The organism is Alkalicoccus halolimnae, from assembly GCF_008014775.2.
Taxonomy (GTDB): Bacteria; Bacillota; Bacilli; order Bacillales; family Salisediminibacteriaceae; genus Alkalicoccus; species Alkalicoccus halolimnae.
On the sequence record NZ_CP144914.1, the window covers coordinates 1,306,934 to 1,323,382 of the forward strand.

At 42.4% G+C, this 16,449-nt stretch carries 15 protein-coding genes; 10 read left to right on the plus strand and 5 right to left on the minus strand.

The genetic code is table 11. From position 1 onward, the window contains the following. Positions 1–388 precede the first annotated feature (388 nt). The 4 genes from FTX54_RS05760 to FTX54_RS05775 all read left to right on the plus strand — a co-directional run bounded on the left by FTX54_RS05760 (position 389) and on the right by FTX54_RS05775 (position 6,084). Positions 389–2,044, plus strand: a complete 1,656-nt coding sequence (locus FTX54_RS05760) for a ribulokinase (RefSeq protein ID WP_147804114.1) — start codon at positions 389–391, stop codon at positions 2,042–2,044. A gap of 148 nt (positions 2,045–2,192) precedes the next feature. Next, entirely contained in the window at positions 2,193–3,677 is a 1,485-nt protein-coding gene (gene araA, locus FTX54_RS05765; RefSeq protein WP_147804115.1) for an L-arabinose isomerase, read from the plus strand. Between the two features lie 121 nt (positions 3,678–3,798). Beyond that, entirely contained in the window at positions 3,799–4,917 is a 1,119-nt protein-coding gene (locus FTX54_RS05770; RefSeq protein ID WP_147804116.1) for a GntR family transcriptional regulator, read from the plus strand. Further along, complete coding sequence (locus FTX54_RS05775) at positions 4,918–6,084, plus strand: sn-glycerol-1-phosphate dehydrogenase (RefSeq protein WP_147804117.1); 1,167 nt, start codon at positions 4,918–4,920, stop codon at positions 6,082–6,084. A gap of 304 nt (positions 6,085–6,388) precedes the next feature. Here FTX54_RS05775 and FTX54_RS05780 read toward each other — a convergent pair whose 3' ends face one another. Next, on the minus strand, positions 6,389–7,645 hold the full coding sequence (locus FTX54_RS05780; RefSeq protein WP_147804118.1) for a GntP family permease: 1,257 nt from the start codon (positions 7,643–7,645) through the stop codon (positions 6,389–6,391). 546 nt (positions 7,646–8,191) lie between these two features. Beyond that, the gene (locus tag FTX54_RS05785; protein ID WP_147804119.1) at positions 8,192–8,593 is read right to left on the minus strand and encodes a hypothetical protein; all 402 of its coding nucleotides are present in this window, start codon (positions 8,591–8,593) and stop codon (positions 8,192–8,194) included. A 308-nt stretch (positions 8,594–8,901) separates the two neighbouring features. Between FTX54_RS05785 and FTX54_RS05790 the strand changes: the two genes are divergently transcribed. From FTX54_RS05790 to treR, 3 genes are all read left to right on the plus strand, one after another. Continuing rightward, a complete protein-coding gene (locus FTX54_RS05790) occupies positions 8,902–9,204 on the plus strand; it encodes a TIGR04104 family putative zinc finger protein (RefSeq protein ID WP_147804120.1) in 303 nt (100 codons plus the stop codon). 504 nt (positions 9,205–9,708) lie between these two features. After that, positions 9,709–11,382, plus strand: coding sequence for an alpha,alpha-phosphotrehalase (gene treC / locus FTX54_RS05795; protein ID WP_147804161.1), 1,674 nt, complete (start codon positions 9,709–9,711; stop codon positions 11,380–11,382). Positions 11,383–11,388: 6 nt separating this feature from the next. Continuing rightward, a complete protein-coding gene (gene treR, locus FTX54_RS05800) occupies positions 11,389–12,105 on the plus strand; it encodes a trehalose operon repressor (protein WP_147804121.1) in 717 nt (238 codons plus the stop codon). Between the two features lie 213 nt (positions 12,106–12,318). On the opposite strand, the gene FTX54_RS05805 is transcribed toward treR, so the two are convergent. The 3 genes from FTX54_RS05805 to FTX54_RS05815 form a co-directional block, all read right to left on the minus strand. Further along, positions 12,319–13,182 (minus strand): hypothetical protein, encoded by an 864-nt coding sequence (locus FTX54_RS05805; protein ID WP_147804122.1) that lies wholly within the window; start codon positions 13,180–13,182, stop codon positions 12,319–12,321. Between the two features lie 32 nt (positions 13,183–13,214). Further along, a complete protein-coding gene (locus FTX54_RS05810) occupies positions 13,215–13,439 on the minus strand; it encodes a hypothetical protein (protein WP_246125641.1) in 225 nt (74 codons plus the stop codon). Between the two features lie 291 nt (positions 13,440–13,730). Next, positions 13,731–14,636 carry a TIGR01777 family oxidoreductase gene (locus FTX54_RS05815; protein ID WP_147804123.1) on the minus strand — a complete coding sequence of 302 codons (906 nt, stop codon included), beginning with the start codon at positions 14,634–14,636 and terminating at the stop codon, positions 13,731–13,733. A gap of 90 nt (positions 14,637–14,726) precedes the next feature. Here FTX54_RS05815 and recX point away from each other — a divergent pair, with 90 nt between their 5' ends. The 3 genes from recX to FTX54_RS05830 all read left to right on the plus strand — a co-directional run bounded on the left by recX (position 14,727) and on the right by FTX54_RS05830 (position 16,382). After that, positions 14,727–15,551 (plus strand): recombination regulator RecX, encoded by an 825-nt coding sequence (gene recX / locus FTX54_RS05820; RefSeq protein ID WP_147804124.1) that lies wholly within the window; start codon positions 14,727–14,729, stop codon positions 15,549–15,551. Between the two features lie 64 nt (positions 15,552–15,615). After that, positions 15,616–15,927, plus strand: a complete 312-nt coding sequence (locus FTX54_RS05825) for a YfhH family protein (RefSeq protein WP_147804125.1) — start codon at positions 15,616–15,618, stop codon at positions 15,925–15,927. 188 nt (positions 15,928–16,115) lie between these two features. Beyond that, a complete protein-coding gene (locus FTX54_RS05830) occupies positions 16,116–16,382 on the plus strand; it encodes a YfhJ family protein (protein ID WP_147804126.1) in 267 nt (88 codons plus the stop codon). The last annotated feature ends 67 nt before the right edge of the window (positions 16,383–16,449 follow it).

The window sequence follows — 16,449 nt, forward strand, 5'->3', positions numbered from 1 at the left end:
ATTTACGGGAACTCAGCAGGTGCAGGAGCTGTGGGTTCTCCTGAAAGAACACTTTACTTTAAGTCTTTTTGAAAAAGATGCTTCTTTATTAAAAGCTCTGTTAAAGCTTTAACAGAGACACTCATCCAAATATTTTTGCACCATGAAGCATGAAAATGCCCTTTTACAAGAATAGAATTTCCCATCTATAAAGGTGGTATGAAGGATGTTCAAGAAATGATTCTTCTTTTTTTACATGAAGCTGTTCCAACAGCAGGATGAAAGAATAGGAAAGCGTCCAGATGGAAGCAAAAGCGGCTGTTTACAGAAGTGGAAACTAAAATGATATTCAACCTTAAGTAGATATTTAATTTTCAAGACAGCCAAAGAAATAAAAGGAGTGATGGCATTGGGGAAATACGCAATTGGAGTCGACTACGGCACACAGTCTGGAAGAGCCGTGCTCGTTTCACTGGAAAATGGAGATGAAATAGCAGTTCACGTAGTGGAATATAAACATGGAGTAATGGATCAGACTCTTCCAAATAAAGAAATCCGGCTGCCTCATGAATGGGCTCTGCAGCACCCGACAGACTATCTGGATGTGATCAGACAGGCAGTGCCTGAAGTTGTCAAAACATCGGGAGTTGATCCACAGGAGATCGCCGGTCTTGGTATAGATTTCACAGCTTGTACAATGCTTCCAGTTGATGAAAAAGGTACGCCTCTCTGCTGGGTGGATGAATACAAAGACGAACCTCACAGCTGGGTAAAACTATGGAAGCATCACGCAGCTCAACCGCACGTGAACAAGATCAACGAACTGGCAGAAAAAAGAGGAGAAAAGTTTCTCCCGCGTTACGGCGGGAAGCTTTCTTCCGAGTGGATGCTCGCTAAAATTTATCAGACGCTTGATGAAGCCCCGCAGATTTATGAAAAAACTGACCGCTTTGTCGAAGCAACAGACTGGGTCATAGCACAGCTGACAGGACAGTTTTACCGAAACAGCTGTACTGCCGGGTACAAAGCATGCTGGCATAAAAAAGAAGGCTATCCGTCGAAAGATTTTTTCAAAGAGATTGACCCACTTTTGGAAAATGTTACGGAAACGAAGCTGAAAGGTGAAGTAGTTCCACTGGGAACGAAAGCGGGGGGGCTCCTAAAACAAATGGCCGAGATAACCGGTCTTCCGGAAGGTCTTCCGATAGCTGTAGGAAATGTGGATGCTCACGCTTCGGCTCCAGCTGTCGGTGTAGTGGAAGAAGGAAAGATGGTCATGGCGATGGGAACTTCGATTTGCCATATGCTTCTTGGAAAAGAGGAAGTGGAAGTGGAGGGCATGTGCGGCGTCGTTGAAGATGGAATCGTTCCTGGGTTCTACGGATACGAGGCCGGTCAGTCTGCGGTAGGTGATATTTTTGCCTGGTACGTTGACCATGCTGTACCGAAATATATCGTGGACGAAGCGGAAGAACAAGATATAAATGTCCATGCACTTCTCGAAGAAAAAGCCTCCCGGCTGAAACCTGGCGAAAGCGGACTTCTTGCACTGGACTGGTGGAACGGAAACAGATCAGTACTTGTAGATACTGAACTGAGCGGCATGATGATCGGCTATACACTATTGACCAAACCGGAGGAAATTTACCGGGCGCTTCTGGAATCCACAGCTTTCGGGACAAGAATGATCGTGGATGCTTTTCACAACAGAGGCGTAGAAGTAAATGAACTGTATGCCTGCGGCGGACTTCCGCAGAAAAATCCTCTGTTAATGCAAATTTATGCTGATGTAACCAATCGTAAAATTAAAGTGGCAGATTCCAAACAGACACCAGCCCTGGGAGCTGCGATGTTTGGTGCTGTAGCAGCAGGAAAAGACCATGGCGGTTTCGACAATATATACGAAGCCGCTGCTAAAATGGGCAGAATTAAAGAAGAGGTATTTACTCCTAAAGAAGAAAATGTTAAAAAATACAATGATATTTTCCAGGAATATAAACGTCTGCATGATTACTTCGGCCGCGGAGAGAATGATGTTATGAAAAGATTAAAAAAAGGGCGCTAATTAATAAGGCTGACTTTTGAATGTTCCAAGGAGGTGCAGCAGATTGCATACAGGGGCGGAACAGCCTTTCTCCTTGGAAGGGCGAAAGCAAGGGACTTTTCTGTTCATTTTTATCAAATCAGCAGCAACGTGAAGGAGAGGAAGAAAATTGAAAAATAACAGTTATACTTTTTGGTTTTTAACCGGAAGTCAGCATTTATACGGTAGAGACACACTGGACCTCGTTGAAGCACAGGCGAGAGGTATTATAGAAGGCCTCAATGCTTCGGGACTGCCCTACAGTATAGTTATAAAACCAGTACTGACGACGAGAGAAGAAATTCGCAGCGTCATTCTCGAAGCGAACGCGGACCAAAGCTGCGCTGGAATTATAACATGGATGCATACTTTCTCACCATCGAAAATGTGGATTGACGGTTTAACAAAGCTTCAGAAGCCGATGCTTCACCTTCATACACAATATCATCGTGATATTCCGTGGGACTCAATTGATATGGATTACATGAACTTGAACCAGTCTGCTCATGGAGACAGGGAATTTGGTTTTATCGTGTCACGACTTAACATAGACAGAAAAGTAATTGTCGGCCACTGGTCGAGTCCTGATGTTCAGACGCGTATGGGCGAATGGATGAAAACGACTGCAGGATATACTGAAAGCCAGCACGTCAAAGTAGCTCGATTTGGAGACAATATGCGTCGTGTAGCAGTTACAGAAGGGGACAAAGTGGAAGCCCAGATCAAGTTCGGCTGGACCGTGGATGGTTTCGGAGTGGGTGACCTTGTGAAATATATTGAGGAATTTTCTACATCAGAGGTAGAGCAGCGCTTCCAGGAATATGAAAATCAATACCGGATTTCTTCGGCAGTAAAAGCTGACCTCGGATTGAAGCAGTCAGTACTGGAACAGGCGAGAATTGAAATGGGAATCCAGGCGTTCTTCGACACGGAAGGCTACAATGCTTTTACCACTACATTTGAAGATCTGCACGGCATGCCGCAGCTGCCGGGACTGGCGGCTCAAAGGCTGATGGAAAAAGGATATGGGTTTGCCGGTGAAGGAGACTGGAAAACAGCTGCTTTTCTGCGGATGATGAAAGTAATGACAAACAATGTAAAAACAACATTTATGGAAGACTATACGTATCATCTTGAACCGGGGAAAGAAATGGTGCTCGGTTCCCATATGCTTGAAATCTGTCCAACTGTAGCTTCAGGCAAGCCGGAAATTCAAGTTCATCCGTTATCGATAGGCGGAAAAGGGGACCCTGCAAGAATGGTTTTCGACGGCATCGGCGGGCATGCTGTAAATGCAGCACTGATTGATTTAGGCCATCGCTTCAGATTGGTAATAAACGAAATCGATGCTGTCGTGCCGGATATGCCTACTCCGAATCTCCCTGTAGCTAAAATGCTTTGGACACCGCAGCCATCTTTAAGTACTGCTGCTGAAGGGTGGATTCATGCCGGTGGAGCGCATCATACTGTGCTGTCCTTTTCAGCCTCCGTTACTCAGCTTCTTGACTGGGCAGAAATGACAGGGATTGAAGCAGTGGTTATTAATAAAGATTCGACTATTCACGAACTAAAGAACACTTTGAAATGGAATGAACTTGTATGGAAACCTTCATAATTTGAAAGAACAGTTTCAAAAGCATTATAAAAAACCTCGGAATGTTAAGTTTTAAGAATGAACTAACTTATCATTCATGGTAAACTATTTGTACGGATAAGTATAATATACGAGGTGCTGTATGGAGACAAAATATAATTACGTTAAAAATCACATCAAATCGAAAATTCTGCAAGGTTTTTTTCAGCCGCATCAGAAAGTGGGATCGGAAAATAACCTTATTCAAGAATACAACGTGAGCAGACATACGGTCCGCAAAGCTATCGATGAACTTGTGAATGAAGGCTGGATTTATAAAAAACAGGGGGCGGGTACTTTTTGTGCTGACCGGACCGCGCCAAAGTCGTCCCGGGAACAACGAAATAAAAATATTGCTGTTATAACTACTTACTTCTCTGACTATATCTTTCCGACAATTATCCGTGGTGCGGAAAGTTTCCTAAGTGAAAATGGCTATCAGGTCACGGTGTTCAGTACCAACAATGATATTGAGCAGGAAAGAAGATGTCTTGAGGCGGTTCTTTCCCAGCAGTTCGACGGAGTTATTATCGAGCCGACTAAAAGTGCGCTTCCCAACCCAAATATTAATTACTACTTGAATTTTGAGCGGATGGGAATTCCTTATGTTATGATCCATGCTTATTATGAGGAACTGGAGCCTGTTCATATTATTATGGATGATGTTGAAGGCGGACGTATTCAAACAAAGCATCTTCTTGACCTCGGACATGAACACATACTCGGCTTTTTCAAAAATGATGATATCCAAGGTATTAAGCGAATGAAAGGCTTTATTAAAGCCCACCGTGAATGTGGAGTCTCACTCAGCCCGCAGAATATTGTCACTTATACAACAGAGACCAAAAATGCTCTGCCTACACAGATGCTGGAGGAAAAGCTCAAAGGTGGAAATGAGTTGCCGACAGCTATTGTCTGTTATAACGACCAGCTGGCTATTCAGCTTCTTGACGTACTGAGGAAAATGAAACTGGCTGTCCCAAAGGATATTTCCATCGTTGGGTATGATGACTCCTCTCTTTCTGTTGCTTCGGAAGTTAAACTTACAACGGTAAAACATCCTCAGGAAGAAATGGGGATTGAGGCGGCTCAGCTTATAAAACAGATAATCGAAAAAAAAGAGAACAGCCTGCAGGAACCGATTATAAAGCCGGTAATCTTCAATCCGGAATTAATTATCCGCAGCTCTACAGGTAAAACAGGTATCAAAGAGGTGAATTAAATGCATGCTTTTCATGAGTGGTATGATTCTTACAGGAACAACTGCTCCTGTGGAAGGAAGCATGAAAGGTTAACAACAGAAGAATTTTTACTGGGAGACGGAGTTTTAAAGAAACTCTGTCCTTTTTTAAAAAAGAAAAATTTTACGCGCCCGTTGATCGTATGTGACAAAAACACGAAAAAAGCTGCAGGTAACAGCATCATTCTATTATTAGATCAGCAGGAGATCAGTTATGATCTGACGGTACTCTCTGAAAACGACCAGGGAGATGTCCTGGCAGAAGAAACTGCATTGGTACACACTATGGTGGCATCAAATTCTGACACGGATGTGCTGATTGCGGTCGGATCCGGTACTATTCATGACATTAGCCGGTTTGTAAGCTACAAGATGAAACTTCCTTTTATTTCCGTGCCGACTGCACCTTCTGTAGACGGATTTAATTCTAAAGGAGCCCCTATTGTCTTAAATAAAAAGAAGGTTACATATCAGACGCAGGCACCAATAGCTCTTTTTGGCGATATTAATATTTTGAAAAATTCCCCGCAGAAGATGATAGCTGCCGGATTTGCCGATATGTTGGGGAAGCATACATCGATGGCGGATTGGGAATACGGTAAAATTACTGCAGGAGAACCTTATTGTGGAGCGGCAGCTCTGATGACAAGGGAGGCACTGCAGCTTGCAATGGACAGCGCGGAATCTCTCGCAGAGGCCGAGGAAAAAGGAATCTACAACTTAATGACAGCTCTAATTTACTCAGGGATGGCTATGGCTCTTTTCGGTCATTCCCACCCTGCTTCCGGAGGGGAGCATCATCTATCCCATTACTGGGAAATGATTTTCCTTAAAGAAGATCAAAAACAGCTCCTTCACGGAGAGAAGGTAGGTGCTGCGTGTGGCATTATCGCTGATCACTACCATCAAAATAAACAGCAGATTATAAGTGCTGCGGAAGATTCTAAGCAGGGGGAGATTAAAGAAATATTTAATCAGCTTCCATCAGGGGAATCGATAAGAAACGTTTTGGCATGCGCCGGAGGGAAGTCAACGGCTGAAGAGCTTCACCTGGCCGACCATGTGGTTGAGAACGGGCTCAAAAACGCTCACTTAATAAGAGACCGCCATACGATGCTTAGAACTCTGAATAGTACTCCCAACAGCTGAATTGTATCAGGCTGATCCAACTTCCTGTCCCTTTTAAATTTCATTGTTGAATAAGAAATCCTGCGGCTTCTTCACCTGCTGCCCGGAAAGCGTCCCCATGGAAACGAAAGCGTCTGTTTACAGAAGCGTAAACTGAAATTGGGTGTTCCACATATAATAGATATTTTATTGTCAAGGCAGTCTTTCAGTTTAATCATCAGAAAAGTCCTGAAGAGTTCTCCTCTCCAGGACTTTTTTGAATGATTATTAAAGAGATATATTGAAAACTTTAGTTGATAGAGTTATTTTGTCATAATCAAAAGCCTTAAAAGAGGCCGGTAATTCCGTAAATAATTGTAGCAGTAAGGGCCATTACGAACCCGGCGGCTGTCTCATATGGAAACAGCTTCAGTCGTTCTTTTATCGTCATCCCTACACTTGCAGCAGAGGCGTGAAAGAAGCTCCCGTGAGGCATATGATCGAGTACCGTCGCTCCGGCATGAATCATAACAGCCCCGGCTAATGCGGAAACACCCAGCTCAAGCAGTGTTCCGCTGAAGACTTCCCCTGCAACAACGGAGCCAGCTGTCGTAGATGCCGTCGCTCCTCCCATAAAAATCCCCGATAAAGGAGCTATAGCATAAGCAGGAAGCCCGCCTGCCTCTATAGTACCGGTAATCAAAGCCGGAAGCATAGAATTGGAAATAATCCCCGCAATAGCCCCGGTTCCCAGAAGTAAGACAGCCACGGCAGATACTTTGTTGAGTCCGCTGATGAAAAAAGCATTCAACTGAGAGGACTGCCCCATCACTATTGCTCCCAGAACCGCTCCTGCAGGAAGGGCAATGAGGGGATCTATTTCTATGCCGGCAACCGGTCCTGCCAGAAGAAGCAGGATAGCAGTGACAGGCGCTGTTGCAGCAGCGGCCGGGTGAGGAAGTTTTGAAGATTCTTCCGGCATTTCTTTATGGACCACAAAGCTTCCTCGTGATTTAAGCCTCTCTGCGATTAAATAAGTGACGATAATACCAGCGAAAGCGGAGGGAAGCCCTGCAGCCATAAGTGTGGTCAACGGCAGATCAAACGCATCTGATAAAGCAATTGTATTCGGATTCGGAGAAATTAAGTTGCCTGCTTTGCCTCCTCCTACCATCGCCAGAAGAACAGAGGGTCTCGAAAAGTTTGCTTTATAAGCCACTGCCATGGCAATGGAGGCTACAGTCATAACAGCAATAACAATAAATACACCGACAGCAGTCAATACAGCAGTAGCCAGAACAAGGGCAAGCAGTGCTCTTTTTTGACCGAGCAGCCTGACTACTCCGGCGGCGATTGAGCTGGCAGCTCCAGAATCGATCATGACTCCGGCTAATATACCCGCTGCAATGACTCTCATGACGGCGGGTATCATGCCCTCCGCTCCTTCCATGATGAATCCTACTGTTGCAGGTAAATCTGCCCCTCCGAGAAGTCCTCCTGCAGCAGCACCAGCTAAAAGGGAATAGACGGGAGGAATTTTTATTAGAATAAGGATAATTGATAAGATTAAACCGGCTAAAGCACCGACAGCAGTAACAGTCATGGTTAAGCTCCTTCTTTCGCAGATAATGAGTGATCTATATTATCACGAAGCTTAAAAGTTGAAAACAGGGGAGCAGTAAATCAGAAATACTCTGTTTTTTATAAGCTGTGTTAAAGTCCGTTGTTTATAAATATAGGAAACTTCGCTTCAGCTCTGCCGTGGAGGCGCTTTCCGGGCGGGATCTTCCAATCTTATTCTTCAACGGGCACGTTTCCGCTTCGTTTTGATTTCACAAGTCTAATAAAGTTGAAGAACAAAGCTCCCTGACTAAATAAAAATAAGAGTTGTTTAACGTCAGGGCTGGATAAACGAAACTCCTCTCAGGATGAAAGCTCACCTTGAGAGGAGTTCAGGATTACTGCATGTTTTTACAGTCTGGAACGGGGGACAGGCAGGCTTGCAGATGGAAAAAATGCAATTGAAACTAAGCTCTTTTAAAGCAGTCGTTGTTGATTAGTATAGAAAACTTCGCCGCAGCCAGGCAAGTGAAGAAAAAGGAGCCGCAGGCACTCCGAAAACAACACGGAGCTTTAACAAAGCCAAAAATCAAGAAAACGCAAGCTTTTCCTGTTTTGAAGATTCGTCTTCCTCCCATTCAACTTTAATAATGAATGTCTTCCCATCTGCATAGCCTTCCGTAAACTGATAGTTCACAAAGTTCTCCGTAAACGGCTGCTCTTTTTCAGGAAGTTCTGCTTCCCGGATTATATGAGTTCCATTCAACCATTCAGGAAGACAAGTGTAAGAGAAATTTCCCCGGGCATCTCCATTGTAAAAAAGATTCATATCTGCGGATTCAATCACGTCGTCATCATGTTCGATATGTTCAACTTCAATCAAACCCGACCAATTTTCGCTTTCAGCAGTAAGGGTAGTCGTTTCATTCTCCGCTTCAGCCGATATGCACCCTGTAAGAAAAAGGGAGATGCATAAAATTATTATTTTCATACGTTCTGCCTCCTGAAGCATCCGGACGTTTTTTTAGAAAAATTCATAGTGGAGAAAAAAGCATGTGAACTATTATAAATAGCTGCACGTTATTTATTCGCAAATACTTACGAAAAGTGTTTTAAAATTGAAATCGGGGTGGACTACGTAAATAGACCAACTGTTTTCTAATACCACGTGATTTAAATAATAAACGTATTTTCATCAAACAAATGAAGGGGCATCGAATGACCTATTAATTAAATTTGTTAATCTAAAAATAGTTCCAGTATGATAAATTGTAAACAATAGAAAGAAGGGATCAATAAATGAAGCAGCCAATTTGTCCAAATTGTAAAAGAGAGTTCAAATACAGGGAAGTACTGTTTGTAAATAGAAGTAAAATTTGTCCGTCTTGTAAAATGGAATTATTCCCAACGCCTGCATCACGTAAAAAACAAGGTTTTCTGCTGTTTGTGATTCTTACTTTCGTCCTGTCGGTACGGCTGCTGCTCGATCTGAATCCTGGCTTGTATCTGCTTATAAGTACAGGAGCTCTGATCATTATTCTTCTCGGTGTACCTTTTATTACAGCATTCACACGGGAAGAGAAACCAATGTTCAGGAGGTAGTTCAAAGCAGGCATTTCTATGAAAAGTTGAGCTATATAAATTGAACTTAATATCTATAGAGATAGAAGGAAAGATCTTGAAAGTGGTCTTCATCATCAAAAGAAAGAAGGGGTGTTGTCATTTTTAACGGCAGACCGTCCCTGCATGAAAAACAGAAAAGCAGTAGAGACCGCTGCAGGGCGCATGGGTGACTCCTGGGCGATGAAGGACGAGCCGGCCACAGGGAGAAGGGATTAGCTGAGTCCGGGCCTGTGCCACCCATGGAAACGAAAGCTCACGTTCATCACTTATCTACTTTATTGTGAAGGCAGCCTAAAAAAAGACCTGCTTAATAAATTAAACGATCTTGGTTGGGAAGGCTTTGTAATTGGCAAATATGAAACGACCTGTATACAGCTTAATGAATGAACTTTTTCCTCATAAGACAGCGCTTTACTATCTTGTATATACAAGTTATAATAAACCAAGACCAGCAAGTACAAGGAGGGCGTAAAAATGACAGCAATGCAGGAATGGTGGCGTAAAGCAGTCGTTTATCAAATTTACCCTAAAAGCTTCAACGATACGATGGGGACGGGAGTAGGAGATCTGCAGGGGATCATTGAAAAACTTGATTACCTGAAAAAGCTGGGAATTGACGTAATCTGGCTTACACCGCCGTATACTTCTCCACAGAAAGATAACGGCTACGATATAAGCGATTATTATAATATTCATGAGGAGTATGGAACGATGGACGATTTCGATCAGCTCCTAGATGAAGCTCATGAGCGTGGAATTAAAGTTATTATGGACATTGTTGTAAATCATACGTCTACCGAACATAGATGGTTTCAGGAATCTGCTTCCTCTAAAGAAAACCCCTACAGAGATTACTATATATGGAAAGATCCGCATAACGGTGAAGAACCGAACAACTGGCAGTCCAAATTCGGTGGAAATGCCTGGAAATATGATGAAGTGACAGGACAGTATTACCTGCATTTGTTTGATGTAACACAGGCGGATTTAAACTGGGAAAATGAACAGCTTCGTCAAGATGTTTATGACATGATGCATTTTTGGTTTAAAAAAGGAGTCGACGGTTTCCGGCTCGACGTTATTAACCTCATATCCAAAGATCAGGATTTCCCCAATGATGATGGCTCAACAGCTCCTGGTGACGGCAGGAAGTTCTATACCGACGGGCCTCGTGTGCATGAATTCATGCAGGAAATGAACAAAAACGTATTTTCCCATTATAATGCCATGACGGTTGGAGAAATGAGCTCGACCACAATTGACCATTGTATTAAATATACCCGGCCGGACCGTAATGAGCTGAGTATGACATTTAATTTTCATCACTTGAAAGTGGATTATCCCGGCGGAGAGAAATGGGCACTCGCCGACTTTGATTTTCATGCATTAAAAAACATTCTTTCCACCTGGCAGAAAAGAATGCATGAAGGCGGAGGCTGGAATGCTCTGTTCTGGTGCAACCACGATCAGCCGCGGGTTGTTACACGTTATGGAAACGATACAAAATATCACAATGAATCAGCCAAAATGCTTGCTACAACTATTCATATGATGCAGGGCACGCCTTATATTTATCAGGGCGAAGAGTTTGGGATGACGGATCCTAAATTTTCTTCCATCGATGATTACCGGGATGTTGAAACGATTAATTTTTACAATACCAAGAAGGAAGCCGGATGGTCTGATGAAGAGATTATGCCATTGATTCAGGGGAAATCCCGTGATAATTCCCGTACCCCGGTACAGTGGTCGAATGAAAAGAACGGGGGCTTCACGACTGGTACGCCCTGGATCCCCACTGCAGACAACTATAAGACAATAAATGCAGAATCAGCTCTTGCTGATCCGGAATCCATTTTTTATCATTACAAAGAGCTGATCCGCCTTCGAAAAGAACTGGACATTGTAACTTTTGGTGATTATCAGTTGGTTTCTGAAGAGGACTCGGAAGTCTTTGCCTATACACGCACATGGAATAAGGAAACACTCCTTGTAATTAACAACTTTTATGCGCAGGAAACGGTATTTTCTATTCCATCTCATCTCAGAGAGTTACACGCCGAACTGCTTCTTTCCAATTACACGGGAACTGAGCTGCAGCCTCAGCTTTCTCTCCGGCCGTATGAATCACTGGTTTACCGGCTTGTTAAGGAATAAGAGACAATGCAGAATAAATATTTGCTCATTTACAGGGAAATAGCAGAGGAAATTCAGGCGGGTAAATATGCTGCAGGAGAAAAACTCCCTTCAGAGCATGAACTGGTAGAAATGTTCGAAACGTCACGGGAGACTATTCGTAAAGCGTTGAATCAGCTCGCCCAAAACGGATTTATTCAAAAAATTCAGGGGAAGGGGTCCATTGTCCTTGATGCACGAAAGTTTGACTTCCCAGTATCCGGTTTGGTAAGTTTTCGCGAACTGGCAGCAAATATGGGGGAGAGGCACCGCACTTATGTAGAAAAGCTGGAACTTAAAAAGGCGGATAAGTATATACGAAAACAACTTGAAGTATCATCCGCATCAAAAGTGTGGGAAGTTCACCGCGTGCGGGAAATCGACGGTGAAAAAATTATTCTCGATAAAGATTATTTTAATCAGTCGTATATAAATCATTTAACGGAAGAAATCTGTGAAGCTTCTATATATGATTATATTGAGAATGAACTGGGAATGAAAATCAGCTTTGCAAAAAAAGAAATCATCGTCGTTGAGCCTACAGATGAAGACAGGTCCTATTTGGATTTGAATGGCTTTCAGAATATTGTCGTCGTTAAAAATTATGTTTATTTTGATGACGCGGGCTTATTTCAATATACTGAATCGCGGCACAGGCCGGATAAATTCAAGTTTGTAGATTTTGCAAGAAGGACTCACTTATAAATAGGGTGCCTTGGAAATAGTCAAAGAAGCAGGCGTATGTCATAAGCGCTTTTCTCAGCTAAACATACGAATATTTATAAAAAATTATACTCTGCTATTCGAAGCTATGAACGAACCACTTAAGGGTTTCTGCAAAAGATCAGACCAGATAGTAAAATAACTTTAAAAAGAACCGCCGGCATAGTTCCGGCGGTTCTTTTCTGGTTTTGTCTGTTATTTTTTTAGAGAAGCAACTACCGCTTGTTTGAGAGTTCGTTCACTTGTAATTTCATTGAGCCATTCCTTCATGGAAAGGTCGCTTTCCTGTTTCACACGACGCGAAAATTTTGTAAGCAGTTTTTTTAATGCCTCTGAATCGTGTTCGCTGCCAAGTTTCTCAGCTCTCACAAGCATGTCTTCGATCAATTTCGTTTCTGTAAGCGGAACAGTGGAAGCAGCTTCCAGAAGGAAATCCTGCAGTGTGCTGCCTCGGTTGGCATAAAAATAATCGGAGCTTACTTTCTCCAGAAGCTCAGGGTGCTCAGATAACTGGCGGCCATAGGCAGGTATCATATGATCAATTCTATGATCCTTCAAAAAGCTGTAGGATTTTTTAGGGTTGGCAGTTTCGACAGCTTCGAACAGAGCCTCCATAATTAACGAATTATCTGCTCCGTTTTCTTCTCTTTGCAGAGTAATCAGCCGTGAAGGCCACTGATGTTTAATGTCTTCAAGGTGCTCGTCCCGAAGAAGCTTTTTAATTTTTTTGTTTTTCATCTTCGCTTCTTTTTCCGGCTTCAGGGCGTCTTTTAGATCATCCTGGGTCATACGGTGCTGTTTTTTACGGGAGTTGATTTCTTTATATCTCTCCAATGCTTCCCCGGAAGCTTTCGTAGTTTTACTCGTGACATAAAAAGAATCAAGAAAATTCCCGTCAAAATCCATAATTCCGAAGATAACAGGAACCTCATGTTCAAACAGCAGAACGTCGATAGACTGCTTGCTCGTTTTTTCTTCGTATTTCACGACGTAAAATTGTGTTTGATTTCCATCCATATACACTTTTTTTCCTAAAAAACTGGGCGCTAATGCTGTCATAAAAGCGTCTCCCCTTTCTGTGGGTGGTGCCGCTATTTGTCATTACGTATAATTAAGTAGACGATTAGTCCGATGATCGGAAAGAAAAGCGTGCCTATTAATACGATAATGGCAAACTCTTTACTATTGCCTTTTCGGAGGGAATCCCGGTAAGACCATATACTTGTCAAAATATTTAAAAGTAAAATAAAAAGTCCAACAAATAATATGGTTAAGAATACTATACCTGATCCTATTCCGATTTCCTGAAACATCATTTTAAACGGCTCCTTTGATCGTACTACTTCCATCTTAACGTTTATAAGAGGCTTTGTGTAGGGGAAGAGAACAAACTCTGTAAAAGAAACCTCAAAATAGGGTGAAGAAGATCATGGTTTTCCATTATAGAAGTTTTTCATGTATAGAAGTTGAAGAGCCGGTTTACAAGGGAGAGCATTCAGTTTCCGATAATAACCCGATCGTTATTTTTGGTATGTATTAGAAGCAAGTAAAAGAGGAAGTCCTGTCTTATCTTTGGGACTTCCTTCATAAACTATATGAATATTCGATTATTCACCGATTAGGTCATAAAAAGCTTCCTCTAACTGTGGATAATTAAAATCAAATCCATTATCAAGCAGTTTCTGGGGAATTACCTGCTGACCTTCTACAATAATTACGCTCATATCTCCGAGGATAAGCTTAAGGACATTGCTTGGGACAGGAGCCCAGAACGGCCGGTTTAATACGTCAGCGAGCGTTTTACCAAACGACTTCATTCGTTCCGGAGTAGGAGAAGTAACATTAACAGGGCCGCTTAATTCTTCATGTTCAATCAAATACAGAATCGCCCTCGCTACGTCATCAACATGAATCCATGACATCCACTGTTCGCCGGTCCCCAGTTTGCCGCCGACTCCCATCTTAAATGCGGGAAGCATTTTTTTCAAAGCACCTTCTTCTGCTGAAAGCACAACTCCAGATCTGCTCAAAACGACTCTTACTTCATCGGGGGCTTTTTGTGCTTCCTGTTCCCAGCGTGAAACTACTTCAGCCATGAAATCATCTCCTGGGGTAGTCGTTTCTTCTGTAAAGGTTTTTTCAAAGGAAGTCCCATAAAATCCAACGGCCGAGCCGTTTATAAGTACAGAAGGTTTATTATTTAGTACACTTAATATACGCACTGTCTCACGGGTTACATCTATCCGGCTGTCCAGAATTTCCTGCTTTTTCTTTTCTGTCCAGCGTCCACTGTTCAAGTTTTCTCCAGCAAGATTGACAAAAGCGTCTATCCCTTCCAGTTTCTCTTCCGGGGCAGCTCCTTCAGTCATCCATTCAATGTACTGAATACCATGGGAATCTATTTTATTTTGCGGATTTCTCGTCAAAATATATGCTTCATGCCCCTCCTTAAGTAACAGCTTTGTTAAATTTTTTCCTACTAGTCCTGTTCCACCTGCAATTGCCACTTTCATTCTGACCCCTCCTGGTATAATCTTGTGTGTAGTTAGGTATTCCTTTAAAACGGAAAATTAAAACGTTTAGTATGTGAAGGAGGCCCGGATGTGCCAAAAATAGCTAAAATACAGGCCGCTAAAAAAACGCGGCAGCGCTACCATATTTTTTTGGAAGAAAATAATCAGGCAGAATATAGTTTTTCCTTGTCAGAAGATATACTTGTAAAAGAGGGACTGGCCAAAGGAGACGAACTTACAAATTCGGACATAAACCGCTTAAAACAGACGGATGAGACAGACAAAGCATTTCAGAAAGCTTTAAACTATCTTTCCTACAGAATGCGTTCTGAAAAGGAGCTCTCTGATTACTTAAGGGAGCAGGAGGTTCCTTCGGAAGAAATAAGCAGGATGATAGAAAAATTGAGAGAATTGGATTTTGTGAACGACGAAAGATTTGCCTTTTCTTTTGTAAGAACAAAGCGTGATCAATCAAAAAAAGGTCCGATCGTCATTAAACAGGAATTAAAACAAAAAGGAGTTGCAGATAATATCGTGGATAAATCCTTATCGCAATATACACCCGAGGAACAGCTTGATCTGGCAGTGAAGCTCGCTGAAAAAAAACAAACGTCCTACCGGAAAGAATCCAAACGTCAGACAGAGCAGAAGCTGGTTCAGTTTCTTATGCAGAAAGGTTTCCCGTCAAGTATCGCTTTTGAAGCAGTAAAAGAAGCTGATATTGAAGCGGAAGAAGGAGAGGAGTGGGAAGCAGTCAGCAGCTGGGGAGAAAAATCGTGGCGTAAATTTGCTTCCAGCGAGCCTTATCAACGGAAGCAGAAGGTCAAACAGGCACTCTACCGGAAAGGTTTTCCGGGACAGCTTATAGATCAATGGATAGAAGAAAAAGAAATGGAGGAGGAAGAGGAACTTTAATCTCTCCCGCTGAAAGGCTATAATAAAAACAGCAGACAAAGCAGAGAGAGGATTGACGTCTGATATGAATCAAAAGTACAGCCAAATGTCACGCGCAGAATTGGAATCAGAAATTGCTGAAATGCGGGTACTTGCTCAAAAAGCAGAAGCAAAGGGTATGATAAATGAATACGCTGTTCATGAAAGGAAAATATTAATGGCTGAAGCTTACCTGCTTAATCCAGCAGACTTTAAGCCGAAAGAAATATATATCGTAAAAGATTCAGGAGAAACTTTTGAAATAAGCTATATAAACGGCGTTTTTGCCTGGGGATATCGAAACAAAGCAGCAAAACTGGAAGCTGTACCTATTTCTATTCTTGCACAGAAAAATTAGAGCTGATGTCTTTACGGAAAACTGCGCTTCCACAGACATGATCCCTTTTCGTTTTTTAATGAGCTGCAGTATAGAAGATCTGTCCGAACGCAAAAGAGGAATAGGTGAAGGCTTTCTAGGCGGCAGGCACTCTAAAGAAACACTAATCATTAATAGAACCAAAAAACTAAGGAAAGGGGGGAAGAAATATGCAGGATTACATGGAACGATTAACGAACCGGCTGCTGGAACAGAATGATCAGCTTTCTTATGCTGAAGCAAGAACCTGGGTAGAACTGCTTTGGGAAGATTTCGAAGCGACTTATGCGAAGGCAGGCTATGAGTACAAAGGCAAAGAAATGACTGAAAAAGTTATTCAGCAGTGGATTGACAACTACGGGCCAAAACTGCATGAGACTTTAAAAGACAACCCCCGTTACAAAAAATGGTTTGATCAAAAAAGGTTTTATCATTAAGCCTGTCGTTAACTGAATGAAACGCGGTATGTATTTATGAAGGACCGGGGAACTTTAGAAGATCTAA